The organism is Zwartia vadi (assembly GCF_030410375.1).
GTDB lineage: Bacteria > Pseudomonadota > Gammaproteobacteria > Burkholderiales > Burkholderiaceae_B > Zwartia > Zwartia vadi.
Genome location: NZ_JAUHHE010000017.1, coordinates 1 through 26,313 on the forward strand (window position 1 = coordinate 1; position 26,313 = coordinate 26,313).

Sequence of the window (26,313 nt, forward strand, 5' to 3'; positions counted from 1 at the left end):
TATTCACTATTACAACAACGACCGGATCAAGACAAAACTCAAAGGGCTGAGTCCTGTGCAATACAGAACTCAACCCTTGAGGCCCTAATCCGCTTTTAAACTGTCCAACTTTATGGGGTCAGTTCACTAGGCTGCGTTTTTTTACGTGCGCGAGCTTAAATTCCGCCGAGACATACGTATTTCATTTCCATGAAATCGTCCATTCCGTAGACAGAGCCCTCGCGTCCGAGACCGGATTGTTTGACGCCACCAAAAGGCGCCATTTCGTTTGAGATCAGTCCTGTGTTGACGCCGACCATACCGTACTCGAGCGCTTCAGCCACACGGAAAATACGACCGATATCCCGACTGTAAAAGTAGGACGCCAAACCATAGTCCGTGTTGTTGGCCAGGCGAATGACCTCGGCTTCGTCGGTAAATTTGACGATTGGCGCGAGGGGACCAAAGGTTTCCTCTCTCATGCAAAGCATATCTTCACTGACTTGCGTGATGACGGTAGGCTGGTAGAAACGACCGCCGCGCGCGTGCTTGGCGCCGCCACACAAAATCTTGGCGCCTTTGGCGACTGCGTCCTGAACATGCTCTTCGACTTTGGCGACTGCGGCCTCGTCAATCAGAGGGCCTGTCGTCACTTTATCTTCGAAACCTTCGCCCACAGAAAGGGCGCTTGAGACGCGTGCAGCCAGTTTTGCAGCAAAGTTGTCATAGACGTTGGCGTGAACATAAAAACGGTTGGTACACACGCATGTTTGACCCGCATTGCGGTATTTGGAAATCATTGCGCCTTCGATCGCTGCGTCAATGTCCGCATCCTCAAAAACGATAAAGGGAGCATGGCCACCGAGTTCGAGTGACATTTTTTTGATACTCGGGGCGCATTGCTGCATCAAGATACGTCCCACTGGAGTCGAGCCGGTAAAAGTCAGTTTACGCACGGTTGGACTGGTGCACAGAACTTTACCCACAGCAATAGATTGTTCGCTATCCGCTGTGATGATGTTCAACACACCAGCCGGGATACCTGCTTGCTCAGCCAGGACTGCTAAGGCCAGCGCTGACAGGGGGGTTTGTTCGGCGGGCTTGAGGACGATCGTGCAACCGGCAGCAAGCGCTGGCGCAACTTTACGTGTGATCATAGCGGTAGGAAAGTTCCAGGGCGTGATCGCGGCGCAGACGCCAATCGGTTCGCGCAAGACCAGCATACGGTTGGTCGCGATCGGGGCCGCAATCGTATCGCCCATCACGCGTTTAGCTTGCTCTGCAAACCATTCTACAAAAGAGGCGCCATAGGCGATTTCGCCTTTTGCTTCAGGGAAGGGTTTGCCTTGTTCGACTGTCATGATGCGCGCCAAATCATCAGTATTGGCATTGATCAAATCGAACCATTTGCGCAGAATGATTGAGCGCTCCTTGGCTGTGCGTGCCCGCCATGCGGGAAAGGCAGCACTGGCCGCATCAATAGCCACCTGAGCCTGATCAGCACCCAGGTTGGCAACATGGGCAATATGGGCACCGGTTGCAGGGTTGTCGACTGCAAAAGCATTCCCATCCTTGGCATCCACCCAATTCCCGTTGATGTAGGACTGCGAGCGCAGCAGGTCAGGGTTGTTCAATTTCATAGGAAATACAGCGCGATCCATGTTTGCTCCAACTATCAATGATTAACAATTTGTAAAGATAACTTCATTCTAGTATCTAACGATTTTAAACGGGCGCGTTCGGCTGCCGGGCGACAATTCCCGGGTGATCCTGATAAAAGTCGACCAGGTGTTGCACGACACGCTGCGGGTCATCCTCGATGATCAGTGTATGACGATCAAGGGGGTTGATCAGGGCGGATTGTTCGAGCTGCGTCCGAATCCAATCCATCAGTCCACACCAAAAATCGGTTCCTACCAAAATCACGGGTCCGGGAGGTATTTTGCCGGTTTGCATTAGAGTGACCGCTTCAAAGAGCTCGTCCAGCGTCCCGAAGCCACCAGGCAGCACAACATAGGCCAGGCTGTGCATGAAAAAAGTCGCTTTTCTGGACACAAAATGCTGAAAAGGCAGGCTAATTGTCTGAAATTCGTTGTGTTTGGACTCTTTCGGCAATTTGATGTGCAAGCCAACGCTTGTTCCGCCAGCCTCAAAGGCCCCTTTATTGGCCGCTTCCATGATCCCTGGACCGCCGCCCGCGATGACAGTAAACCCCGCGTGCGCTAATCTGCGGGCAATTTCCTCGCTTATGGCGTAATGTGACGAATCTTTTTTGATCCTGGCACTACCAAAAATGCTGATTGCGGGCCCAATCTTGGCCAGAGTGTCGGCTGCGTGCAGCATCTCTGACATAATTTGGGTTGTTTGCTGAAGTGCCGGCGAAACTATTTCTTCTTTGTGGCCCATGAAAAAAACCTTGTTGCTAGTAGATGGATCGAGTTATTTGTATCGTGCCTTTCACGCGATGCCTGATTTGCGCAATGCGCAAGGAGAGCCGACGGGTGCAATCTACGGCGTCGTCAACATGATGCGCAAAATGCTGCATGAATATCAAGCGCAGTATGCCGCATGTGTGTTCGATGTGCGAGGTAAGACCTTTCGCGAAGACCTCTATCCTGAATATAAGTCACATCGCCCCCCGATGCCAGAGGATCTCGCTGCCCAGATCGAGCCGATCCACGAGGCGATTCGTGCCATGGGGTGGCCCGTTCTGGGTATCGAAGGCGTGGAGGCCGATGACGTGATCGGCACGTTGGCACACTGGGCAACCGATCATGATGTTCACACCATCATTTCGACTGGCGATAAGGATCTGGCCCAGCTCGTGACGCCGCATGTCACGCTTGTTAACACCATGTCTAACGAAAAACTTGACCCTGCAGGGGTCGTGCGTAAATTCGGCGTGAGTCCCGAGCGAATTGTTGACTATCTGATGCTTGTAGGCGATACGGTCGATAATGTGCCGGGTGTTCAAAAAGTCGGTCCTAAAACTGCGGCCAAGTGGATCGAAGAGTATGGCTCTGTTGAGGCGCTCATCGAGCGCGCGGACGATATCAAGGGTGTGGCAGGGCAAAATCTGCGCGCAGCAATTCCCCAGTTTGCGCTGACCCGCGAGTTGTTGACAGTCAAAATTGACTGCGATTTGAGCCGGGAGGTCCCCAGTATCGAGACGCTGTGCCCTAAAAGTCCTGACAGGGATGCACTCGTCAAGCTTTACGAGCGTTATGGATTCCGCTCCTGGTTAAGGGAGTTGACGGGCGAGCAAGAGCGTGTGCCCAAGGGTGATGCACGTGTGCCAGTCGAAGCCGTCAAACCACTTGCACCCGCACACAAAAAGTATGAGATGGTGACGGACTGGTCCCTGCTTGATGACTGGCTTCAGAAAGTTCGGCTATCTGATTGTGTGGCGCTTGATACCGAGACTACTTCCCTAGAGCCCATGCAGGCGAGTTTGGTGGGGATTTCCCTGTCCATTGAGGCTGGAAGCGCGTGTTACATCCCTGTTGGGCATCACAGTACAGACTCTCAGGCGCAACTGCCAAAACAAGAGGTTTTGGCGCGTCTGAAACCATGGCTTGAGGATGAGCGTGCCATCAAGCTGTTGCACCATGCCAAATACGACGCCCACGTCTTTGCCAACGAGGGTATTGATTTGCGCGGCGTTGCCGATGACACCATGTTGCAGGCCTATGTCTTAGAGTCTCATCGAGGCGTGGGACTGGAGGATTTGTGTCAGCGTTATCTCGGTCTCAAGGGCGTGTCTTTCGAAGAGCTTTGCGGCAAAGGCGCCCATCAGATCTGTTTTGATCAAGTCGATCTTGAGCGCGCAACAGAATATGCCTGCGAGGATGCAGACTTTACCCTGCGTTTGCATCAGGTACTACGCCCAAAGATTCAGCAAGAGCCAAAGCTTGAATACATTTATAAGCTTGAGATGCAAACATCGCGTGTGTTGTTTGAAATTGAACGAACAGGGGTGGGCATTGATTCAGCCGAGCTAGGTCGCCAAAGCCATGTTCTTGGGCAAGAGCTTTTGGAGCTGGAAAAACGTGCGTATGAATTGGCGGGGCAGCCTTTTAATCTCAACTCGCCTAAACAGTTGGGCGAGATTTTGTTTGGCAAAATGCAACTGCCTGTGGTGCGTAAAACAGCAGGTGGTGCCCCGTCGACTGACGAAGAGGTGTTGACCAAACTCGCTGAGGACTACCCTTTGCCTAAGGTGTTGTTGGAGTATCGGGGGCTTGCCAAGCTCAAGTCTACCTATACCGATAAACTTCCTAAAATGGTGAATCCTGCCACAGGAAGAGTCCATACGCATTACTCTCAGGCCTCCGTGATTACAGGCCGTCTGGCATCTTCGGATCCGAACTTGCAAAATATCCCGGTACGTTCCGAGGCAGGTCGACGCGTGCGCGAAGCCTTTATCGCCACTAAGGGAAAAATTGTTTCAGCAGACTATTCGCAAATTGAATTGCGTGTGATGGCACATGTGTCCAATGATGCAAATTTGCAAAAAGCCTTTGCGGCTGGCGAGGACATACACCGCGCAACAGCCTCCGAAGTTTTTGGCGTTCCCTTGGCGGATGTCACGAGTGAACAGCGACGCGCAGCCAAGGCGATTAATTTTGGCTTGATCTATGGCATGGGCGCTTTTGGCTTGGCAAGCAATCTCGGCATAACGCGAGATGCTGCCCAGACTTACATTGATCGCTATTTCATGCGATATCCGGGTGTTGCGCAGTTCATGGCTGAGACCAAGACGCTTGCTCATGCTCAGGGTTTTGTGGAGACTGTTTTTGGCAGACGGTTATGGCTAGCCGATATCAATGCTGCTGGCGCTCGACGGGCTGGTGCGGAACGGGCTGCTATTAATGCGCCGATGCAAGGGACCGCCGCTGATTTGATCAAGCTTGCAATGGTGGCTGTACAAAACTGGCTGCACGAGCAGGGGCTAAAAAGCAAAATCGTCATGCAGGTTCATGACGAATTGGTATTGGATGTGCCGGATGAAGAAATCGAGCAGATCAAGCTCAATCTTCCTCGCCTGATGTGCGAGGTCGCCACGTTGCGCGTACCGCTGGTAGCCGAAGTAGGCGTCGGACCCAACTGGGAGCAGGCTCACTAGTTGTATCCGACGGTCCTGAAAGCATCCGTCATTAACGTACAGGCATTTGCTGCAAGGCCTGGATGCGCGCAGGAATAGGGGGGTGCGTGGCAAACATCGCACTGATACCTTTTCCGCCTGAAATGCCCGAGGCCTCAAAGCTCTTGGGCAACACACCTGGCTCCAGTCCTCCTAGGCGAGCTAGCGCACGAATCATGGGCTCGCGCGAGCTGAGCAGCTGGGCAGAGCCAGCGTCTGCACGATACTCTCGTTGGCGTGAGAACCATGCCACAATCAGGCTGGCAATGATGCCAAAGGCGATTTCACAGACAACAACAGTAATGTAGTAACCCGCCCCAAGACCTTTGTCGTTCTTCAGAATGACACGATCCACAAAATAGCCAACAATCCGCGCAAAGAACACCACGAACGTGTTCACTACCCCTTGAATGAGGGTTAGTGTGATCATGTCGCCATTGGCGATGTGAGCAACCTCGTGTGCCAGAACCGCTGAGATTTCTTCCTCTGTCATGCTATCGAGCAGGCCCGTAGAAACGGCGACCAAGGAGTCGTTGCGGAAAGCCCCAGTTGCAAAGGCGTTTGGTTCGCCTTCGTATATGGCAACCTCGGGGCGGCCAATCCCCGCACGATCAGCGAGTTGGTGCACGGTGTCAACCAGCCACGCTTCGCGCGGACCACCGGGGGCCTGTGGGTCGATGACTTGTGCGTGGGTGCTCCACTTGGCCATGGGCTTGCTGATCAGCAAAGAAATGATCGAGCCCGTGAAGCCGACAATCAATGAAAAGATCAACAGCATCTGGACGTTCAGACCCTGTTCGGTGATAAAGCGATTGACGCCCAAAATGCTGAGGGTCACGCTCAATACAAGCATGACCGCTAAGTTTGTCACCAGGAATAAAACAATTCTCTTCATGTTTTTCGATTAGCTTAAAGCGTTAAAGGGAGAAAACTCGACAAACAAATGAAAGTGTATCTGTGACACAAACAGATTTAAAGAGTTCCCTGGATATTCTGATAGCGCGCTCCTAGAATTGCGCGCTATTCTTTCAGGTTTTGACCCATTGCGGCCCGGTACCACTCGTGGAAGTGCTGCATGCCGTCTTCCATCGGGGACTGATAGGGTCCAGTTTCGGATACGCCACGCTCCAGAAGGGCTCGCCGGCCTGCGTCCATGCGTTCAGCGATTTCGTCATCTTCAATCGCTGTTTCCATATAGGCTTCGCGTTGTGCTTCGACAAACTCGCGTTCAAAGAGAGCGATTTCCTCTGGGTAGTAAAACTCGACGATATTGACCGTTTCCTGGGGAGACTTGGGGTAAAGCGTCGATAAAACCAGCACGTGCGGGTAAAGCTCGATCATGTGGGTCGGAAAGTAGGTGACCCAGACTGCGCCAAAATCGGGCGCCTGGCCTTGCCGGAACTGCATGAGTTTTTCATGCCACGTTTTGTAAGCGGGCGAACCGGGCTGGGAGAGTGCTTGATGCACGCCCACGCGCTGCATGCTGTATTGCGCTCCAAACTCCCAGGACAAGTCGTCACAGGTCACAAAGTGACCAAGGCCCGGATGAAAGGGGGCGACGTGGTAATCCTCGAGGTAGACCTCGATAAATGTTTTCCAGTTGTAGTTGCACTGGTGAACTTCAACATGGTCAAGCACATAGTCAGAAAAATCAAACTCGGGGCGTTTGAACAGGCTGCCGATATCGGTCAGAGGATTGCGAGGGCCTTCAAAAAGAAGTCCGTGGCAATCCTTCAGGGCGAAACGCTCGAGGTTCAGGCATGGCTTGTCGTCAAACTGCGGGGCACCAAGTAGCTGGCCTTTTTTGTCATAAGTCCAACGGTGCAAGGGGCAGACGATGTTTCCACCGGTACCCACAAGATTGCCATGGGTATTGACATGGCCTGCGACATTTCCGGTTTGGCCGCCAAGCATCAGTGCCTGACGGTGGCGACAGACGTTGGAAAGCAACTCGATGCCGTTTTCACCGCGCACGAGTACTCTCCCATTGTTTTCATGGGACAAACTTCTCCAGTCTCCTAGGTTGGGCACACTTTTTTCGTGCCCGACATACAGGGAGGACTGCTTAAAAATGCTAGCTTGCTCGCGGGCAAAAAGAGCTTCGTCAAAATAGGTGTTGACGTGCAGCTGGGTGCGAGCTGGGGCTAAATGCACCATCCGACCAATGTCGGTCATGATTCCCTCCGCATGGAAGCATGCCAGTACGTTTATTGTCGCGCTGGCGCGAAGAAAAATCGGTTTGGCCGATCACCATAATAAAGACCTGATTGTAACCCATGCAATCAAGGCCTTAACCCTCCATGATCTCGTACAATTACCTATTATTTGAGATATGGCCTTCTCACGTCTTTTCGTGTCGTGATTCGGCCTACGATGGAGTTTCGTTTGACCAAGCCAACTAAAAAGGCCCCCGGCGCCGATCGGGCACAACCTGCGATGACAGAGGCTGAGGTCGATGCAGACCTGCCCCAGGATTTTGAAACGGCACTGGCTCAGCTAGAAGAACTGGTAGCGAAAATGGAGAGCGGCGCGATGCCTCTTGAGGAGTCTTTGGCCGCCTATCGACGGGGTGTTGCGCTTACGCGTGTCTGTCAGGAGCGTTTGGCGCATGCCGAGCAGCAGATCAGTGTCCTGGAGGCCGGCTTGTTGCGCCCTTTCGATGAGACGGACCGCTCCGCGCAATGAGTGCCATGATGAGAGTCGCTCCACCTCCTTTTGCAGAGTGGCTGGGTCAGCGGGCCACGCACATTGAGCAGGTACTGCATTTGGGGATGCCCAGCTCTGATGCGGTGCCCCAGCGCTTGCATGAGGCGATGCGTTACGCTGTGCTCGGAGGAGGCAAGCGCGTGCGCGCGGCACTTGTTTACGCCGCGGGGTATGCCTGCGCCGCGAGTCAAGAGGGCCGTGCCGATTTTGAGCGTGGTCTGGACTGCGCCGCCGCCGCCGTTGAGCTTGTTCACGCTTATTCATTGGTCCATGATGATTTACCCTGCATGGATGACGACACGTTGCGACGCGGGCAACCAACTGTTCATGTGCGGTTTGATGAGGCGACTGCCTTGTTGGCCGGGGACGCGTTGCAGCCACTGGCGTTTGAGTTTCTCGTTCAAATGCCGATTGCATCCGAGCGTATTGCCATGGCGACACGCGTATTGGCCAAGGCTGCCGGAAGCCTTGGCATGGCAGGTGGTCAAGCGATCGATTTGGCGAGCGTTGGACAGACCCTCTCCCAGGATGCGCTCCAACACATGCATCAACTCAAGACTGGCGCCTTGCTTTGCGCAAGTGTGGCGCTCGGCGGTTTGGCTGCCGGGGCCGACCGATCTCAACAAGACGCGCTCGATCATTACGGTCGTGCGATGGGTTTGGCATTTCAGGTAGTAGATGATGTGCTGGATGTGACGATTGAAACGTCGAAACTGGGTAAAACTGCAGGTAAAGATGCGGTGGCTAACAAACCAACGTACGTCACCTTAATGGGGCTGACTGGTGCCCAGGCATTTGCCCGGGCGCTACATCGGGAGGCTGTTGCTGCCATCGCCCCCTTGGGCGAATCTGGTCGTTATTTGACCGGATTGGCGGACTTTATTGTGTTGCGTGATCATTGACGAGAGATATGTCTACAGATTTGCTTAATCGTATTCAACAACCAGCGGACCTCAAGGCGTTGGATCGTCGCGAGCTTAAAAAGCTTGCTGACGAGCTTCGGGCCTTTATCTTGCAATCGGTCTCTCGCACGGGCGGGCATCTTTCCTCCAACCTCGGAACGGTCGAATTGACTGTCGCCCTCCATCACGTCTACGACACGCCCCATGACAGAATCATCTGGGACGTTGGCCATCAGTCATATCCACACAAGATTTTGACTGGCCGCAAAGACGCCATGGCGTCGCTGCGACAATTTGGCGGGATCTCCGGCTTTCCCAAGCGCTCCGAGTCTGAATACGATGCCTTTGGTACCGCTCACTCGTCGACCTCGATTTCCGCAGCACTCGGCATGGCGGTTGCTTCTCGTAACGCCGGGGTTTCCCGTCAACACATTGCAGTCATTGGCGACGGTGCGATGTCTGCCGGGATGGCTTTTGAGGCAATGAATAATGCGGGTGTGACACCAGATATTAATTTGCTGGTGATTCTCAACGACAACGATATGTCGATTTCACCGCCTGTTGGTGCGCTGAATCGTTATTTCGCCAGGCTGTTGTCCGGACAGTTTTATGCGGCGGCTAAAAACGTAGGTCGCGCGGTGTTGCAGCATGTGCCGCCTGTGCTTGAGCTGGCTCGTCGCCTCGAGGAGCATGCCAAGGGAATGGTGACACCTGCCACCTTATTTGAGGAAATGGGTTTTAACTACGTCGGACCGATCGATGGTCACGATTTAGATGCGCTTGTTCCGACCTTGCAAAATATGCGTGCGCTCAAAGGACCGCAGTTTTTGCATGTGGTGACTAAAAAAGGACAGGGCTATAAACTCGCCGAGGCGGATCCCGTGCTTTATCACGGTCCCGGCAAGTTTGATCTGGCCCTCGGGATTCAAAAACCGACCGCTGCGCCCAAGCTCACCTTTACTCAAGTCTTTGGCCGCTGGCTCTGTGACATGGCTGAACATGACCCGCGTCTGAACGGCGTAACGCCGGCGATGCGTGAGGGCAGCGGCATGGTGGAATTTGAACGCCGTTTCCCGACGCGCTATTTTGACGTGGGTATTGCCGAGCAGCATGCCGTGACATTTGCCGCGGGAATGGCCTGCGAGGGTCAAAAACCCGTGCTGGCGATTTACTCGACATTTTTACAACGCGGTTATGACCAATTGATCCATGACGTCGCCCTACAAAATCTGGATGTCACCTTCGCCCTGGATCGAGCAGGACTCGTTGGAGCCGATGGAGCAACCCATGCTGGAAATTACGACATTGCGTTTTTACGCTGCATTCCCAATATGGTGGTTGCAACCCCTTCAGATGAAAATGAAACACGCTTATTACTGACAACGTGTTACCAGCACCCCGGTCCAGCCTCAGTCCGTTACCCCAGGGGTTCCGGAGCGGGTACGCCCGTTGGTTCGGACCTGGAGACGGTGCCGCTTGGTCGTGGGATTGTGCGCAGGCGAGGGCGCGGTATTGCTGTTCTGGTGTTCGGTACCTTGCTACCGGCGGCGCTGCAGGCAGCTCAGGCCCTAGACCTGACTGTTGTGGATATGCGTTTTGTTAAACCGCTCGATACCGAGCTTGTGCTGCAGATGGCTGCAGAGCATCCGCTTGGCCTAGTGACTCTTGAAGAAGGATGCATCATGGGGGGCGCTGGCAGTGCAGTGTCTGAAGCTCTTGCTGCCCATGCCGTCGTGACGCCCATTTTGCACTTGGGCTTGCCTGACAGATTCATCGATCACGGCGAGCAGGGGGCCTTGCTCGCGAGCGTGGGGCTTGATGCCGCGGGGATCGAGTCCTCCATTCGTTCGCGTTTTCTGGCGGCTTGAGCCAGTTTTGTGGACAGCGTCATGCTCAGGCACGGCACTGGTTTGCAAAAAAGGGCTAAATGCGCGAAAATAATAGACTTTCTTGCTCGATTGTCATGGATTTGATGCTTTTTTAAAGCGATTTCCAGATCAACGGGCTGCCCCCGGATCAGGTTGGTTACTTGGTTCGGATATCCACAGGAGTGCATTGCATGCGCCATTATGAAGTTGTTTTTATTGTCCATCCGGACCAGAGCGAGCAAGTGCCCGCCATGGTTGAGCGCTATCAGGCGTTGGTCACCACACAGGGCGGTAAAGTCCACCGCACCGAAGACTGGGGCCGCCGTCAGTTGGCATATCCTATTCAAAAACTTGTTAAGGCGCATTACTTGTGCTTCAACATTGAGTGCAGCCAGGCAACGCTTGACGAGTTAGAGCATTCTTTCCGTTACAACGATGCTGTGTTGCGTCACTTGGTCATCAAGACAAAAGCTGCTGAGACAGAGCCTTCAATCATGATGAAACAAGTCGAACGCGAAGAAGCCCGTAAAGCATCCGCTGAATCAATACCAGACGACACCGAGTAAACCGGAGTTGTCGTGGATCGGCCAGAGGTCAGTCGGAACGAAGTCAACCGGCTAGAAGTGAATCGGCACGAAGCGAATCGGTACGAAGTCCAGGGAATCATCTCTGAGCTTTCTCCTCTTAGGTACACACCTGCAGGCGTTCCGGTTTTAGAGTTTTTACTCTCGCATGAGTCCGAGGTCACAGAAGCAAATCAACCGCGTCGCATCGCATTTATGTTGACTGTTGTTGCGATGGGAGATTTGGCCCAAATGGCTGGAACAATGAGTTTAGGTTGCAAGGTCCGGCTTCAGGGATTTCTGGCTCCGGTTCGAAAAGATTCTCAAAAATATCGGCTGCATGCGCAGCATATTCAACAAATTTGAACAAGGCATATCATGGCTTTCTTCGGTAAACGTAAAGAAAAAAAGAAGTTCACCCAACAAAATCCGCTTTTTAAGCGTCGTAAATTCTGCCGCTTCAGCGCGGCGGGTGTTGAGCAGATCGATTACAAAGATCTCGATACGCTGCGTGACTTTATTCAGGAAAACGGCAAGATCATTCCTGCTCGTCTGACTGGTACAAAAGCAATTTATCAGCGTCAGCTCGACTCAGCGATCAAGCGTGCGCGCTTTTTGGCTTTGTTGCCCTTCACTGATAACCACAATTAATCCCGGGGCATATTATGCAAATCATTCTGCTCGAAAAAGTTGTTAACGTTGGAAACCTCGGTGAAGTTGTTCGTGTGCGCGACGGCTATGCCCGTAATTTCCTGATTCCTCAGAAAAAAGCGCGTCGTGCCACTGAAGCAGCTCTCAAAGAGTTCGAAATGCGTCGTGCAGAGCTCGAGAAAGCTCAGGCCGAGAAGCTCGCCGCTTGTCAGGCGATGGGCGAGCGACTGGAGAACTTCTCTCTCAGCATCAAGCAAAAAGCTGGTGTGGATGGACGCTTGTTTGGCTCCGTGACCAACATGGATATCGCGCAAGGACTGGTTGCGGCCGGTTTTGCCGGTATTGAGAAGGCGCAGATCCGTTTGCCAGAGGGTCCGCTCAAGGCAGTCGGCGAAACATCCATTCAGGTTGCTTTGCATCCTGACGTCGTCAGCACGATCACTGTTGTTGTCGTGGGTGATTTGGTCTGATCGCGATCCGATCCTGATCATGTTTCACAAAAAAGCCGGCTGATGCCGGCTTTTTTGACTGCGTGACCCCAGGCGTGCAATCAACCACAGCGTAGTCAACAGGTAATTCAATTAATGAACGATCCATCCGTGTCCTTTCAGCAAGCTTTAACCGCCTGGCTTGAGGATCATAAGCGTGCTAATGGCGTGCATATGGCTGTGCTTGATGGACAAACCTGTGTCATTAAAATCAAAAGGCCATCTGCGCTTGGTGCCATGAGTTATGTTGTTCGGTATCTGCGGGCCTCAATCATTTCGCTTTTTTGCTGGTGGGGATTTAAGGAGCGGCCATCCGCTCGTGTATTACTTCGTAATGGTGTGGAAGCTGAGACGCAGAGACTGCTTGCGTTGCATGCCCAAGGCTATCCTGCGCCCGAGGTTTTGTATCATGCACCTGGCTTGCTTGTACTGGCATTCGTCGGCGAAAATCTCCCAACAGAAATCAGAGAGTCTACGGCACAACAGAGACTTGAATGGATGGATCTTGCCGCGCGCGACCTTGCCAAATTTCATCAAGCAGGCTTTGTGCATGGTGGTGCCCAGTTGCGTAATCTGATGGTGCAACAAGGTCAGCTGACGCGTATCGATTTTGAGGAAAACATTGGCGAGGCGCTTTCAAAACCCCTTGGCCAGGCCTACGATGTGTATCAGATGATGTCTTCAATGGCGGGCTTGCGCGGAGAACAGTTTTCCGAGCAGGAACGCAGGCTCTTGTGCGCAAGGTTGCTGTCGACCTATTTACAAGCCAACCCTGACCCGGCTGTTCGCGCCCGGCTCGTTAGATTTGGACAGCTTTTTTCTGATGTCAAACGCCATATTGGCTGGTTGTTACAGCGTTTGCCGGGGCGGGATGTTCGAGGATTTTTGTATGTCACGGATGCCTTAAGGTTATGATCTCAGCATGAATAATCCCCCCGATCCACAGCTAGACTATCTGCGCGTTCCCCCACACTCCGTCGAGGCGGAGCAATCCGTTTTGGGCGGCTTGCTGCTCGACAATGGTGCTTGGGAGCGTGTGACCGATGTTGTCAACGAGGATGACTTTTATCGCTACGATCATCGTTTGATTTGGCATCATATTTCCCGTTTGATCAATCTCTCGCGTCCCGCTGATGTCGTCACCGTTCACGAATCGATCTCCAGCGTGGGCAAGTCCGAAGAAGTGGGAGGGCTGGGATATTTGAATGCGCTTGCGCACAACACCCCCTCAGCCGCCAATATTCGTCGCTATGCCGAAATCGTCCGTGAGCGCTCCATGTTGCGTAAGTTGGTCACAGTGGCCGATGAGATTGCTGCGGCAGCCTTCAATCCTCAGGGAAAAGAGGCGCGCCAGCTGCTAGATGAAGCTGAATCCAAGGTGTTCAAAATTGCGCAGGAGGGCGCCAAAGCCAGCGCAGGGTTTAGAGAAATTCAGCCTTTGCTCTCGGAGGTGGTCGAGCGCATTGATGAGCTCTATCATCGCGAGGGTGACACGGATGTGACGGGCGTGCCGACCGGTTTTACAGATCTGGATCGAATGACTTCTGGATTGCAGCCAGGTGATTTGGTGATTGTGGCAGGTCGTCCTTCAATGGGGAAAACATCACTTGCCATGAACGTGGCCGAGCATGTCGCGATCGAACAAGGTTTACCGGTAGCCGTTTTTTCCATGGAAATGGGTGCGGTCCAACTTGCTATGCGTATGCTTGGTTCAGTCGGAATGTTGGATCAGCATCGTATGCGAACGGGCAAGCTGCTGGCCGATGACTGGCCGCGTGTGACCCACGCGGTGCAACGCATGCAGGACGCGCAGATGTACATCGATGAGACCCCGGCACTCAGTTCGGTTGAGGTGCGCGCACGCGCCCGTCGTCTGGCGCGGCAGTGCGGCAAGCTTGGATTGATTGTGATTGACTACTTGCAATTGATGGGCGCGAGCTCAGCGGGTGAGAACCGTGCAACAGAGATCTCCGAGATTAGCCGTTCTTTGAAAGCCTTGGGTAAAGAGCTTGAGTGTCCAGTGATTGCGCTGTCGCAGCTGAATCGAAGTCTTGAGCAACGCCCAAATAAACGACCCGTGATGAGTGATTTGCGAGAGTCCGGCGCAATCGAGCAAGATGCTGATTTGATTTTATTTATTTATCGCGACGAGGTGTACAACCCCGATTCGCCAGATAAGGGAACTGCCGAAATCATTATCGGCAAGCAGCGTAACGGCCCGATAGGAACGGTGCGTCTGACGTTCCAGGGGTCTAGTACACGCTTCTTGAATTTTGCGGGCGGCGGAGCAAGTTACTAGTTCAGATCCGTGCGTGACATGGCAACAGCCTGGCGATTTTGTACGAGCTGTCTGATTTTGACAGCATCTCCAATACGTGTGCCCTTGCCATCGGCATTGAGTAAGACGATGGCGGTGTCGCGATTGTTGATGCGTGCAACCATCACAAGACATTGACCCGCTTCGTTGATAAAGCCAGTCTTGGAGACTCGGATGTCCCAATTCGGATTTGTGACCAACATGTTGGTGTTTCTGAACAGGGTAGCGTGTCCACGCGTTGAGATTTCGTGTTGCTGGTTGGTTGAGTAGTAGCGGATGCTTGGTCTGGCTGCTGTGGCTTGCATCAACTTGACCAGATCCCGGGGCGTCGCGACATTGGCACTGGACAGTCCCGTGGGTTCTACAAAACGACTGTTAGTCATGCCAAGCTCGCGCGCTTTGTTGTTCATGGCTGCGACAAAAGCGGGCATGCCACCGGGATAATGACGACCTAAAGCGTTGGCGGCACGATTCTCTGAGGACATGAGGGCAAGGTGCAACATGTCTGCGCGTGAAAGTTTGACGCCAACTGCTAGACGCGAACGGCTGAACTTGACGACGTCCACATCATCCTGTGTGATTTGCAGGATTTCATCAAGCGGTTGTTTGGCATCGATGACGACCAGGGCAGTCATGAGCTTGGTAATCGAGGCGATTGGACGGGCGACATCATCATTGCGTGAAAACAGTACCGCTTTGCTGTTAAGGTCCTGAACGAACACCACATGCGAGCGTAGGCCGCTCGCAGGATTGCCTGATTTTTTTTCCGCTTGTGCGCGCTGTGCATTGGCTGCACTGGCAACCGCTGCGGTTGTCGCACCCGCTGCAAGTGCTTTACCTGTATTTGAGCTGGACTTCACGCCGCGAGTGCCTTGAGGCGTGCCAGCAGGTGCGGCTTTCTTTCTGTTTGCGTTTGCCGAAGTTGATTTAGGCTTTGACTTGGATTTTGTTGAGGCTTTTGTGCTGTTTTTGGCCGTGCTTGATTTTTGGGCCGTTTTGCTGGACGACGTCGCTTTAGTTTTAGAGGCTTGCGAACTGGTCGTTGTCGTGCTTTGCGCAAAACTCGAGGCTCCAGCGAGAGCCAAGCTCAGACTAACTAAGCCTGCTAAACCAGCCTTGCGAAGGGGTAAAAAAATTCCTGCACGCATTCCCAGCGCCCTTATAAGTATAAAAACTATTCAAATTATATACTTAGCAAGGATAGTTAAACCGTTTATTTATTAACATTGTTAAAAACAAGGGTTTACCCCTAAAAAACTAACTAAATTTTGCTGCAGTCAGGCTTAAGGCAAGATCAAAAGCTGCGCGTAAGGAACTCGGATTGGCGATCCCTTGGCCGGCGATATCAAAGGCCGTGCCGTGATCAACACTTGTTCTGACAAAAGGTAGACCGACTGTGACATTCACGCCCTCGTCAATGCCCAGGTATTTAATCGGAATGAGTCCTTGATCGTGATATTGGGCCACGCAAATATCAAACTCGCCTTGACGTGCCCGCATGAATACAGTGTCGCCAGGCCAGGGACCCGTAGCATCAATCCCCTTTTGTCTGGCCAGTGCGATAGCAGGGGCGATGATATCGAGGTCTTCTCGTCCGAATTTGCCCTGCTCGCCGGCGTGAGGGTTCAGGCCTGCAACGGCCACGCGTGGCGACGTGATTCCCATTGCACGGCAGGCGAGACTGGCCAGCTCGATCGTCCGATACTCCAGCTCTGTTGTAAGGGTGGTAGACACCTCGGAGAGCGCGATGTGGATGGTGGCCAGGATGACACGCAGCTGATCGTTCACCAGCATCATCGCGACATGTGGTGTGTTTGAGCGTTGGGCAAGAATTTCTGTATGCCCGGGAAAGTCAATACCGGCTGCATGCATGGACTCTTTGTTTAAGGGAGCTGTGACGATTGCGCGCACTCGTCCGGCCAGCGCGTCATCAATCGCTGCGTGCAAAGCTTGAACCGCGGCATGACCTGCGCGTGCATCGACCTTTCCATAGGGAAGGTCTGGCGGCAGAGCAGGCGAGGAGGGGCGAACAAACAGGTATCCGGGACGGTGAAAATCGTCTGTCAGAGGATCTTGTACAGAGAGCTCAACGATCTGCAAGGAGACAGCTAGCTTGTCGCAGGCGCGTTTCAATGCGCCGGAGTCACCATAAACAATACAAGGTGCAGAAAGACCCTGAGCATGCAGCTTGACAATGATCTCAGGGCCGATGCCCGCGGCATCTCCCAAGGTCATTGCCAAAGGCGTGCGTGCACCGGAAGAGGCTTGAGTTGTCGTCATAGTCTTTTGCGTTACAGCACTTCGCCCGCGTAGTCAGCCAGGCGTGAGCGTTCTCCTCGTTGCAAGGTGATGTGTCCGGCATGCGGCCAGCCCTTGAAACGATCAACCACAAAGGTCAGTCCAGAGCTCCCCTCTGTCAGGTAGGGCGTATCAATCTGCGCAATATTGCCCAGACAGATCACTTTGGTACCGGGACCCGCACGCGTGATCAAGGTCTTCATTTGCTTGGGCGTGAGGTTTTGGGCCTCGTCGATGATCAAATACTTGTTCAGGAATGTGCGGCCACGCATAAAGTTGAGAGACTTCACCTTGATGCGGGAGCGAATCAAATCCATCGCCCCTGTCCGACCCCAGTCATGCGTCTGACCGTTGCCAACAGATGAGCCGCCGTCTGTTTCACCCATTGTGAGCACTTCGAGGTTGTCTTCAAGCGCACCCATCCAAGGTTGCATCTTTTCTTCTTCGGTTCCGGGTAAAAAGCCAATATCTTCTCCCACTGGAACCGTCACGCGGGTAATGATGATCTCGGTGTAACGCTTGGTTTCCAATACTTGTGCCAGACCTGCGGCGAGAGTCAAAAGAGTTTTACCTGTTCCGGCTTGACCGAGAAGCGAAACAAAATCACAGTCCGGGTCCATCAACAGATTCATGGCGAAGTTTTGCTCGCGATTGCGAGCCGTCACACCCCATACGTTATTTTTTCCATGCGTAAAGTCACGCAGTGTGGCGAGCACTGCAGTCTTGCCACTGACTTCGCGCACTTGCGCATACAGCGGCATCGGACCTTCAAAATATACGAACTGATTCACCATGAACTGATGGCAAAGCGGGCCGGTGATTCGATAGTAAGTTGTACCGCCCTGTTGCCAGGACTCCACGCCTTTGCCGTGCTTGTTCCAGAAGTTGTCGGGCAACGCAAGCATGCCGCTGTACAACAAGTCCGAGTCTTCAAGCACTTGATCGTTAAAGTAATCTTCTGCCGAAAGTGAAAGCGTTCGTGCCTTCAGGCGCATATTGATGTCTTTGGAAACAAGCACGACCTCGCGGTCAGTAAACTTGTCGTGCAAAGCTCTCACCACGCCGAGTATTTGATTGTCCGCTTTTCCCATCGGCAGATCAGGCGGCAGGGCGCTTGCCATCGCAGTGGTCTGGAAGAACAATCGACCCGTTGCATCTTTGTGTCCAAGGCCGTCGAGCGGGAGGCCCAGATCAAGGTCACGATGCTCACCCACCAAGGTGTCAAGCGAGCGACTGACCTGGCGAGCGTTGCGCGCAACCTCCGACATGCCCTTTTTTTGATGATCAAGCTCTTCGAGCGTCATCATCGGCAAAAAGACATCATGCTCCTCGAATCTGAAAAGAGAGCTCGGGTCGTGAAGCAACACATTTGTATCCAGTACAAACAATTTACGCAAAGATTGAGTTGTCTGAACGGTTGCGGGATGCGCACGCTCCGTTTTTGGGAGCTTTTGACGACTTGTGCGCTTTGTTTTGGTTTGCGACAAACTCGACAAGTCCAGCGTGATGGATTTGGAGGGTTTTTCGGTAACCACTGGTGTGGGGGGGGCGTCGAGCGTTTCAATAATTTCCTCTGCGGTGCTCTCTTCGCGAATCAGGGAAGCTACTTTTGGCTCGAGCTTGTGGTCGGCGATATCCAGAATCGCGGCAGGGCGTGTAGGCAACTTTGGCAACGGCATACGAGAGTTCTCTAAAGGGACCAGCGATTAAATGAGTGAGTGGCGCTTTGAATGGACGCTTCGAATTATGTGAGGCTGCGTGCGGCTTGAAGCACCTCCTGGGCATGTCCTGGGACTTTGACTCCGCGCCAGGCTTGCACAAGTTTGCCGCGGGCATCGATTAAAAAAGTGCTGCGCTCGATGCCACGCACTTGTTTGCCATACATTTGTTTGAGTTTCATCACGTCATAGGCCTGACAGACCGTTTCTTCAGTATCCGCGATGAGGGGAAAAGGAAGCTCAAGTTTCTTGGAAAAATTCTCATGTGATTTGAGCGAGTCCCGAGAGACACCGATCACAACACAACCTATGGCTAAAAATTCATCGTGCAAGTCTCTGAAGTCCTGCGTTTCTGTTGTGCAACCCGGCGTGTTGTCTTTAGGATAAAAATAAATAATGACGCCACGACCCAGGCATCTTTCGAGAGAAATCTCTCCAAAAGTACTATTAGCTGAAAAAGCGGGGGCGGGTTTGCCAATCAGGACACTACTCATTTATTGTTCTCCGGTAAAAGAGCGGCGATAACTTGTCTGCCTTCAGCCATCAGGATGTTATAGGTACGGGCGGCCGCTTTGGTTGTCATGCATTCCACACCAATGCCCGCCCGCAAGAGCGGTTGCACAACGGCGTGGCTTAGCATGCGTTGGCGTGAGCCCGTCCCGACCAAGAGCACCTCCGGTCGCACACCCTCTACTTCGGGTTGGGGGGGCTCGACAGAGTCCAAAAAGGCAAGTGGATCGATCGGCTTGAGGATCAGTCCGGCAGCCTGCAGCAGCGATGCGGTGGAAATGCTTTCAGGATTGTCGACTGGCCAAGTTCGCACAGAACCCTCCGGGCCGAAGGCAATTGCATGGTGAAAGCTGACTTTGTTGATTTCGACGTAGCCATGACCGTAACCGGTGACGGTGTTGAGCGCCGCGTTGGTGTCTGTATGAAGCTTCAATCAATACTCCAGCTATTTCGTTCGATGATAGCGCAATCACTTCTCAATTGTGATGACATCATTTGTCGAGATTGGCCGAAAAAACAGATGTTCGGTGGATAACAATCGATTTGCGACAACGGTCCCGATGCGCTAGATTACAGTGTTTTGCTGCGCTGCAAATAAACCAATATTAAGTTTTTTTTACAAAAGGACTGACTGTGAGGAAATTCTCCCGCATCGAGCGTCTGCCTCCGTATGTTTTTAACATCACCGCAGAGCTCAAAATGGCTGCGCGTCGCCGAGGCGAAGACATCATCGACATGTCCATGGGAAACCCTGATGGGGCGACGCCTCCTCACATTGTGAGCAAGCTCGTTGAGGCCTCTGAACGGCCGACCACGCACGGCTATTCAGTCTCAAAGGGCATCCCGCGTCTACGCAAGGCAATCACCGACTGGTACGCGCGCCGTTATCACGTCCAGTTTGATCCCGATTCCGAAGCCATCGTGACCATTGGTTCAAAAGAGGGTTTGGCGCATCTGATGCTAGCCACGCTCGATACGGGTGACACGGTGCTGGTGCCCAATCCCAGCTATCCTATTCACATCTACGGGGCAGTGATCGCTGGAGCGAATATCCGCTCCGTGCGCATGACACCCGGAAGTGATTTTTTCGAAGAGCTCGAGCGGGCCGTTCGTGAGTCGATTCCAAAACCTAAGATGATGATTCTCGGCTTTCCGAGCAACCCCACTGCGCAGTGTGTCGAGCTTTCTTTTTTCGAACGCGTGATTAAACTGGCCAAAGAGCACGACATCATTGTGGTGCATGATCTCGCTTACGCCGATATCTGTTTTGATGGTTATCAGGCGCCTTCCATCATGCAGGTGCCGGGTGCGCGCGACGTGGCGGTTGAGTTCTTTACAATGAGTAAAAGCTACAACATGGCGGGCTGGAGAATTGGTTTCATGGTCGGTAATGCCGAGCTGGTCAATGCGTTGGCGCGTATAAAGAGTTATCACGACTACGGAACATTCACACCGATCCAAGTTGCCGCGATCGCCGCACTCGAGGGGCCGCAGGATTGTGTTGCCGAGGTGGTTGAGAAATATCAGAGCCGTCGTGATGTTCTGGTCAAAGGGTTGCATGAAGCGGGCTGGATGGTGGATAACCCGAAGGCTTCAATGTATATCTGGGCGCGTATTCCTGAGCCTTATCGGGCCGCGGGTTCTTTGGAGTTTGCCAAACGCATCCTCGAAGAAGCCAAGGTCGCCGTATCGCCAGGCATTGGTTTCGGTGATTATGGCGACGACTATGTGCGCTTTGCTCTGATTGAAAATGAGCAACGAACCCGTCAAGCGGTTCGGGGTATCAAAGAAATGTTTCGCAAGGATGGATTGTTGTAATGGAATCAATCAAGGTTGGTCTACTAGGTTTGGGCGTTGTTGGTGGCGGCACCTGGAAGGTGTTGGCGCGCAACGCGGGCGAAATCTCGCGTCGTGCAGGTCGAAATATAGAGGTGACCCGTGTGGCGGTTCGCGATATTGCTAAAGCTCGCGGGCTTCTCGGTCAAGCAGTCGAGCTCGGTACGGATCCTTTTGCCGTCGTGCGCGATCCCAAGATCGACATTGTGGTGGAGCTGATTGGTGGCGACACCTTGGCGCGCGAACTAGTACTCGAGGCGATCGCACAAGGCAAGCATGTCGTGACGGCAAACAAAGCCCTGCTTGCAAAACATGGAACGGAAATTTTTGCCGCGGCCTCAGCCAAAGGCGTGATGGTTGCTTTCGAGGCTGCTGTCGCCGGCGGTATACCAATCATCAAGGCGATGCGCGAGGGCTTGACAGCCAACCGCATCGAATGGGTGGCAGGTATCATCAACGGCACGACTAATTTCATCTTGTCAGAAATGCGTTCACGCGGCTTGCCGTTCGCAACTGTTCTGGCGGAGGCGCAAAAGCTTGGCTACGCCGAGGCTGATCCTACTTTTGACATTGAGGGCGTGGATGCCGCACACAAGCTCACTTTGCTGGCCTCTCTTGCCTTTGGTATCCCTGTTCAGTTTGACAAGGCGCACATAGAGGGCATCTCGAAGCTCGCCTCTGAGGATATCAAGCTCGCAGAGCGCCTGGGCTATCGCATCAAACTCCTCGGTATCACCAAACGCCGTCCCAACGGTATCGAGTTGCGCGTGCATCCCGCCCTGGTTCCGAGCGCTTCTTTGCTGGCGAACGTCGAGGGTGCGATGAATGCTGTGCTTGTGCGCGGCGATGCAGTCGGGCAGACGCTTTATTATGGAAAAGGCGCGGGCGAAGAGCCGACCGCCTCGGCTGTCGTCGCAGACATTGTCGACGTGACCCGTCTTCACACAGCGGATCCCGAACATCGCGTGCCACACCTGGCCTTTCAGCCAGACGCTATGGCCGATACGCCGATTCTGTCCATCGATGAAGTGGTGACTTCCTATTACCTCAGAATGACGGTGGCGGATCGTCCGGGTGTGTTGGCCGATATCGCCAGACTGTTCGCTGATGCAGGTATCTCGATCGGATCCATGATTCAGCAGCCCTCCGATGCGGATGGCAGCGCGGATTTGATTTTCTTGACCCACCAGGCTTTGGAAAAAAATATAAACGCTGCGATCACGCGCATTGAAGCGCTTGAGTTCGTGCGTTCAAATGTGACCCGGTTAAGAGTGGAAAGCTTGACATGAAATATGTATCAACACGCGGCGGGATGGCGCCTCTGGAGTTTTCGGATATTTTGCTGGAAGGTCTGGCTCCGGATGGCGGTTTGGCTGTTCCGCAATCAATCCCTAAAGTTTCAGCTCAGACGCTCGAGTCCTGGCGCGCCTTGCCTTATCACGCTCTGGCAACAGAGGTTTTATCCTTGTTTGTCGGTGATATCGATCGTCCGACGCTTGCTTCGATGACGTCTGCCGCGTATTGCAAAGCATCCTTCCAAACCGAAGCGATTGTCCCGGTGAAGCCTTTGTATGACGGCATGTCTTTGTTGTGTTTGTCTGAAGGGCCGACGCTGGCCTTTAAGGACATGGCGATGCAGTTTCTTGGCCAAGTATTCCCGCATGTTCTGAAACAGCGTGGTAGCACCTTGAATATTTTAGGGGCCACCTCGGGTGACACAGGTTCGGCTGCAGAGTATGCGATGCGCGGCAAGGACGCTGTCGCGGTATTTATGCTCTCGCCCCACGGTCGTATGAGTGCGTTTCAGCGTGCACAGATGTATTCGCTGCAAGATGCGAACATTCACAATATCGCCGTCAAGGGTAATTTTGATGAGGCGCAGGACGTGGTCAAGGCGCTGGCGGGTGATTTGCCCTTCAAGTCCAAATATCGCCTGGGCGCGGTGAACTCAATCAATTGGGCGCGAATCGCTGCGCAGATCGTTTATTACTTCCATGGGTGGTTGCGCTCGACTTCCGCACCCGGACAAGAGGTCTCCTTTACCGTGCCGTCTGGGAATTTTGGCAACATTCTGGCTGGACATATTGCGCGCTCGATGGGTTTGCCCGTCCGCAGGCTGGTGTTGGCGACCAATGAAAACAACGTCCTCGAAGAGTTTTTCCGAACGGGCATCTATCGTCCGCGTGGAGCCGCTCAAACTTTCGCGACTTCGAGTCCTTCAATGGATATTTCTCGTGCCTCTAATTTCGAACGCTTTGTGTTTGATTTGGTCGGACGTGATGCGCAGCGCGTTGCGGGTCTTTGGCGCGAGCTTTCGCAAGAAGGCTTTTTCGATTTATCCGATATGAAGCCTGAACTTGAGCGTCAGTATGGTTTTGTCGCTGGCTGCAGTACGCACCAAGACCGTCTGGCAACGATTCGAGGTGTCCATGCGCGCACAGGTGTCCTGATTGATCCGCATACTGCGGACGGGATCAAGGTCGCCGCGGCGTTCGTCGAACCAGGCATCCCGATGCTAGTCCTTGAAACAGCCTTGCCTGCTAAATTCTCTGAGGTGATCGAGGAAGCGCTTGGCATTCCTGCCCCCGTTCCCGCAGGGCTTGAAAATCTCGAGTCTTTGCCGCAACGCTTCACGGTACTGCCCTGCGACGTCGCAAGCGTACGATCCTACATCACTGAACACGCTGGCACCTGACAGTTATGGAGATGCTCACCTCTATGCACTTTCTGGCTGTTGCAATCGGTGCAACGGCAGGGGCGTGGTTGAGGTGGCTGCTGAGTTTATGGCTCAATCGACATGCTGAAATGTTGCCTTGGGGGACCTTTGCCGCCAATATGATTGGCGGTTACTTAGTCGGACTGATTCTGGGACTGGTCGCTGCCCATCCTGAGTGGCCGCAGTTCTGGCGTTTACTGCTTATTACGGGTTTTCTCGGCGCACTGACGACTTTTTCAACTTTTTCAGCCGAGGTTGTGGCTTTTGTTGAGGAGGGGCGCTTGGGTATGGCCTTATCCTACGCAGGAATGAGCCTGGTGGGGTCGTTGATCCTGACCTTTTTAGGGCTGATGACCGCCCATAGTTTCAGAAGCTGAGTGTCAGAGCGGTTGCCACTCAGCACTTAAGTGTTTTTCCAGCACATACGCAGCGGCGATACCGCTGCGCACGGCGCCTTCAAGCACAGCGGGGTAGCCCGTATCCGTCCAGTCTCCAGCCAGTGCGATCCGCGCCCAGGGACTTTGATTCGAGGGGCGCCCGAGACCCGGCACGGCATCAAAAGTCGCTCGCTTCTCGACGATGAGTCGCTGGTGCTTCACCGCAGGCATCGGTCCGTTGCTCTCAGGATGTTTCGCACACTGTTCGCGGATTTGTCTCGCGATGGCCTCAACGAATGCTTCTCTGTCGAGTTTTAAAAAATCAGTCGCATCGCTGACAACCACTGTCAGTTGGCGATTTTGATCGGTTCGATTAAATACCCATTGTCCAACGTGTCCTCGGTGCGCATCTTCATCAAGCATCATCATTGTGCGCGGAAGTCGCCAAGGGGACTCAAGCTCGAGCGCAAGCGTCGCAATTGAGCGATATTCAAAGGATTGCAGAATTCTCAGCAATGCCGATTCAGATTGAGCAAGCGGTGTGAGTGGTGCGGTCTGTGTCGTTTGATTGACGGGATCGAACAGGATGCGCGCAGCGGCATAGGGCGGCGTCGCAACAATACAGGCGTCATAGCGTTCACCATCGACCTCGACGTATTGTGCATGCGCACGTACAGCGCGCACAATGTGTCGAGCCCGCATCGTGAAACACTCTGCCGCGGCAGCGGGCCACAGTTGTGTGAGATCGACTCGGGGAATGAGCAGATCGCTTGCTTGGCGCTTGCCGGCCAGACTATCGCGTAAAACATTGAGAAAAAGTTGTGCGCAAGCGTTGTGTATTGGGGTGTTGAGCGCAGCCAGACAAAGCGGTGTCCACAGTTTACGGGCGAGTTGTTCTGATTGATTGTGGCGCAAAAGCAGTGCGTGAACAGTTTCGTTTTCTTTCGCACACCAGCCGGAGAGTCTGCACTGCAGCATGAAACGAAAAGCTTTGTAACGATCCTTCATACCCAGCCCCTTGGCTGACCAGATCGCAGCCAGGGTATTGAGCGGGGCAGGTAGTGCGGGAGCATGTAGCCTGAAGCTACCATCAGCACTTTCAAGAAGGAGCGGCTCACGAACGAGTAATTGCGAAAGAGACAGGCGAGGATGGAGGCTTTCAATGATCTTGAGCGACTCCGTGTAGGCGCCGAGCATGAGATGTTGTCCGTTATCGATGCGCCCCATGTGGATGTCATCGACACCTCGCGCGCGCCCACCTGTCACTGGAGCGGCTTCAAAGACCGTGACGTGTGCGCCAAGATCCTTTAGGGTGAGCGCCGCGGCCAAGCCTGCCCAACCGGCGCCGATGAGTGCAACATTCACGGCGTCTCAGGCGCGCGTCGAATTTGTCGCAACACGCTGCGGCCGGCGCCCACAAAGTTTTTCCATGCAAGCCAAAACTTCCGCAAAGGCGTCAGCGAGATTCTTTGATCCAATACCTGCCATTTCTCATGCTCAATCTCGCCTAACAGCGCATAGTAGATCGCCGCCATCATGAGCCCGGGACGCTGTGCGCGTCGATCGCTTTCAGGTAGCGCATCGACTGCTTCCCGGTAAAGCGCGCGCGCGCGTTTTGCCTCAAAAGCCATCAGTGCAGAAAAGTTCTCTGAATACTGACTATTTAGAACATCTGCAGCGCGAACCCCAAACTGCTGGAGGTCACTAATCGGAAGATAAATGCGTCCGCGTCGCGCGTCATCACCAACATCGCGGATGATATTGGTGAGTTGAAAAGCAATCCCCAGCTTGCTTGCGTAGCGAAGTGTCGCAGCATCGCTATAGCCAAAAATGCCTGCAGAGAGCTCGCCCACCACGCCGGCAACATGCCAGCAATATTTTTCAAGTCCGGGCCAGTCTAGATAGCGTGTTTGATCCAGGTCCATTTCCATACCGTCGATCACAGCCAGCAGACGCGCCTGAGTGATATCGAAAGGCTTGAGGTGTGGGGCGAGGGCGAGCGTAACCGGATGTTCAGACTTGCCCTGATACATGGCCTCTATCTGAGTGCGCCACCAGGCGAGCTTAATGCGGGCGATGGAGGCATCCGAGCATTCGTCGACCACATCATCGACCTCCCTGCAAAAAGCGTAGAGTGCTGTGATGGCTTGGCGACGCTCGGGTGGCAAAAACAAAAAAGCGTAATAAAAGCTAGAGCCACTTTTCGCCGCTTTTTCCTGGCAATATTCGTTAGGGGTCATC

General features: G+C 53.5%; 27 protein-coding genes. 16 read left to right on the forward strand and 11 right to left on the reverse strand.

Features of this window, described 5'->3' with window-relative positions; translation table 11 throughout:
• The coding region (locus QWY27_RS13485) for an IS3 family transposase (protein ID WP_290195450.1) at window positions 1-88 on the forward strand (88 nt) is incomplete at its 5' end.
• Between the two features lie 67 nt (window positions 89-155).
• On the opposite strand, the gene QWY27_RS13490 is transcribed toward QWY27_RS13485, so the two are convergent.
• Window positions 156-1,640 (reverse strand): NAD-dependent succinate-semialdehyde dehydrogenase, encoded by a 1,485-nt coding sequence (locus tag QWY27_RS13490; protein ID WP_290198922.1) that lies wholly within the window; start codon window positions 1,638-1,640, stop codon window positions 156-158.
• Between the two features lie 64 nt (window positions 1,641-1,704).
• On the reverse strand, window positions 1,705-2,385 hold the full coding sequence (locus tag QWY27_RS13495; protein ID WP_494338398.1) for an LOG family protein: 681 nt from the start codon (window positions 2,383-2,385) through the stop codon (window positions 1,705-1,707).
• On the opposite strand from QWY27_RS13495, the gene polA reads away from it, so the two are divergent.
• The gene (polA, locus tag QWY27_RS13500; protein WP_290198923.1) at window positions 2,384-5,104 is read left to right on the forward strand and encodes a DNA polymerase I; all 2,721 of its coding nucleotides are present in this window, start codon (window positions 2,384-2,386) and stop codon (window positions 5,102-5,104) included. The genes QWY27_RS13495 and polA overlap by 2 nt on opposite strands.
• Before the next feature lie 31 nt (window positions 5,105-5,135).
• Here polA and htpX read toward each other — a convergent pair whose 3' ends face one another.
• Window positions 5,136-6,017: a protease HtpX gene (htpX, locus tag QWY27_RS13505; RefSeq protein WP_290198924.1), complete on the reverse strand. Its 882-nt coding sequence runs from the start codon at window positions 6,015-6,017 to the stop codon at window positions 5,136-5,138.
• Window positions 6,018-6,142: 125 nt separating this feature from the next.
• Complete coding sequence (locus QWY27_RS13510; protein ID WP_290198925.1) at window positions 6,143-7,297, reverse strand: aromatic ring-hydroxylating oxygenase subunit alpha; 1,155 nt, start codon at window positions 7,295-7,297, stop codon at window positions 6,143-6,145.
• Between the two features lie 261 nt (window positions 7,298-7,558).
• Here QWY27_RS13510 and QWY27_RS13515 point away from each other — a divergent pair, with 261 nt between their 5' ends.
• The 9 genes from QWY27_RS13515 (at window position 7,559) to QWY27_RS13555 (ending at window position 14,599) form a co-directional block, all read left to right on the forward strand.
• Window positions 7,559-7,807: an exodeoxyribonuclease VII small subunit gene (locus QWY27_RS13515; protein ID WP_290198981.1), complete on the forward strand. Its 249-nt coding sequence runs from the start codon at window positions 7,559-7,561 to the stop codon at window positions 7,805-7,807.
• 8 nt (window positions 7,808-7,815) lie between these two features.
• Window positions 7,816-8,730 carry a polyprenyl synthetase family protein gene (locus QWY27_RS13520; RefSeq protein WP_290198982.1) on the forward strand — a complete coding sequence of 305 codons (915 nt, stop codon included), beginning with the start codon at window positions 7,816-7,818 and terminating at the stop codon, window positions 8,728-8,730.
• A gap of 8 nt (window positions 8,731-8,738) precedes the next feature.
• Entirely contained in the window at window positions 8,739-10,598 is a 1,860-nt protein-coding gene (gene dxs / locus QWY27_RS13525; RefSeq protein ID WP_290198926.1) for a 1-deoxy-D-xylulose-5-phosphate synthase, read from the forward strand.
• 191 nt (window positions 10,599-10,789) lie between these two features.
• The gene (gene rpsF, locus QWY27_RS13530; RefSeq protein ID WP_290198927.1) at window positions 10,790-11,164 is read left to right on the forward strand and encodes a 30S ribosomal protein S6; all 375 of its coding nucleotides are present in this window, start codon (window positions 10,790-10,792) and stop codon (window positions 11,162-11,164) included.
• Between the two features lie 12 nt (window positions 11,165-11,176).
• Window positions 11,177-11,527, forward strand: a complete 351-nt coding sequence (gene priB, locus QWY27_RS13535; RefSeq protein ID WP_435433488.1) for a primosomal replication protein N — start codon at window positions 11,177-11,179, stop codon at window positions 11,525-11,527.
• 12 nt (window positions 11,528-11,539) lie between these two features.
• On the forward strand, window positions 11,540-11,812 hold the full coding sequence (rpsR, locus tag QWY27_RS13540; RefSeq protein ID WP_290198928.1) for a 30S ribosomal protein S18: 273 nt from the start codon (window positions 11,540-11,542) through the stop codon (window positions 11,810-11,812).
• Window positions 11,813-11,826: 14 nt separating this feature from the next.
• A complete protein-coding gene (rplI, locus tag QWY27_RS13545; protein WP_290198929.1) occupies window positions 11,827-12,282 on the forward strand; it encodes a 50S ribosomal protein L9 in 456 nt (151 codons plus the stop codon).
• A gap of 114 nt (window positions 12,283-12,396) precedes the next feature.
• On the forward strand, window positions 12,397-13,215 hold the full coding sequence (locus QWY27_RS13550) for an RIO1 family regulatory kinase/ATPase domain-containing protein (protein WP_290198930.1): 819 nt from the start codon (window positions 12,397-12,399) through the stop codon (window positions 13,213-13,215).
• Window positions 13,216-13,222: 7 nt separating this feature from the next.
• Window positions 13,223-14,599 (forward strand): replicative DNA helicase, encoded by a 1,377-nt coding sequence (locus tag QWY27_RS13555; protein ID WP_290198931.1) that lies wholly within the window; start codon window positions 13,223-13,225, stop codon window positions 14,597-14,599.
• Here QWY27_RS13555 and pbpG read toward each other — a convergent pair.
• Entirely contained in the window at window positions 14,596-15,477 is an 882-nt protein-coding gene (gene pbpG / locus QWY27_RS13560; RefSeq protein ID WP_290198932.1) for a D-alanyl-D-alanine endopeptidase, read from the reverse strand. The two genes, QWY27_RS13555 and pbpG, sit on opposite strands and share 4 nt — an antisense overlap.
• 19 nt (window positions 15,478-15,496) lie before the next feature.
• Between pbpG and QWY27_RS13565 the strand changes: the two genes are divergently transcribed.
• Complete coding sequence (locus QWY27_RS13565; RefSeq protein WP_290198933.1) at window positions 15,497-15,841, forward strand: hypothetical protein; 345 nt, start codon at window positions 15,497-15,499, stop codon at window positions 15,839-15,841.
• Window positions 15,842-15,874: 33 nt separating this feature from the next.
• Here the strand turns inward: QWY27_RS13565 and pdxA are convergent, their stop codons facing one another.
• The 4 genes from pdxA to QWY27_RS13585 form a co-directional block, all read right to left on the reverse strand.
• A complete protein-coding gene (pdxA, locus tag QWY27_RS13570) occupies window positions 15,875-16,897 on the reverse strand; it encodes a 4-hydroxythreonine-4-phosphate dehydrogenase PdxA (RefSeq protein WP_290198934.1) in 1,023 nt (340 codons plus the stop codon).
• A gap of 11 nt (window positions 16,898-16,908) precedes the next feature.
• Window positions 16,909-18,594 (reverse strand): PhoH family protein, encoded by a 1,686-nt coding sequence (locus QWY27_RS13575; RefSeq protein ID WP_290198935.1) that lies wholly within the window; start codon window positions 18,592-18,594, stop codon window positions 16,909-16,911.
• 65 nt (window positions 18,595-18,659) lie between these two features.
• Window positions 18,660-19,127 (reverse strand): peroxiredoxin, encoded by a 468-nt coding sequence (locus QWY27_RS13580; RefSeq protein WP_290198936.1) that lies wholly within the window; start codon window positions 19,125-19,127, stop codon window positions 18,660-18,662.
• Window positions 19,124-19,576 (reverse strand): Mth938-like domain-containing protein, encoded by a 453-nt coding sequence (locus QWY27_RS13585; protein WP_290198937.1) that lies wholly within the window; start codon window positions 19,574-19,576, stop codon window positions 19,124-19,126. The genes QWY27_RS13580 and QWY27_RS13585 overlap by 4 nt, the downstream gene beginning before the upstream one ends.
• Window positions 19,577-19,776: 200 nt before the next feature.
• Between QWY27_RS13585 and alaC the strand changes: the two genes are divergently transcribed.
• From alaC to crcB, 4 genes are read left to right on the forward strand one after another with little or no spacing between them, the layout of a single operon-like run.
• A complete protein-coding gene (gene alaC / locus QWY27_RS13590) occupies window positions 19,777-20,961 on the forward strand; it encodes an alanine transaminase (protein ID WP_290198938.1) in 1,185 nt (394 codons plus the stop codon).
• Window positions 20,961-22,268 carry a homoserine dehydrogenase gene (locus QWY27_RS13595; RefSeq protein ID WP_290198939.1) on the forward strand — a complete coding sequence of 436 codons (1,308 nt, stop codon included), beginning with the start codon at window positions 20,961-20,963 and terminating at the stop codon, window positions 22,266-22,268. Before alaC ends, QWY27_RS13595 begins: the two co-directional genes overlap by 1 nt.
• Window positions 22,265-23,674 carry a threonine synthase gene (thrC, locus tag QWY27_RS13600; RefSeq protein WP_290198940.1) on the forward strand — a complete coding sequence of 470 codons (1,410 nt, stop codon included), beginning with the start codon at window positions 22,265-22,267 and terminating at the stop codon, window positions 23,672-23,674. The genes QWY27_RS13595 and thrC overlap by 4 nt, the downstream gene beginning before the upstream one ends.
• A gap of 11 nt (window positions 23,675-23,685) precedes the next feature.
• Window positions 23,686-24,072: a fluoride efflux transporter CrcB gene (crcB, locus tag QWY27_RS13605; RefSeq protein WP_290198941.1), complete on the forward strand. Its 387-nt coding sequence runs from the start codon at window positions 23,686-23,688 to the stop codon at window positions 24,070-24,072.
• Between the two features lie 3 nt (window positions 24,073-24,075).
• Here the strand turns inward: crcB and hpnE are convergent, their stop codons facing one another.
• Window positions 24,076-25,437 carry a hydroxysqualene dehydroxylase HpnE gene (gene hpnE / locus QWY27_RS13610; RefSeq protein WP_290198943.1) on the reverse strand — a complete coding sequence of 454 codons (1,362 nt, stop codon included), beginning with the start codon at window positions 25,435-25,437 and terminating at the stop codon, window positions 24,076-24,078.
• Entirely contained in the window at window positions 25,434-26,312 is an 879-nt protein-coding gene (gene hpnD, locus QWY27_RS13615; protein ID WP_290198944.1) for a presqualene diphosphate synthase HpnD, read from the reverse strand. The genes hpnE and hpnD overlap by 4 nt, the downstream gene beginning before the upstream one ends.
• Between the last annotated feature and the right edge of the window lies 1 nt (window position 26,313).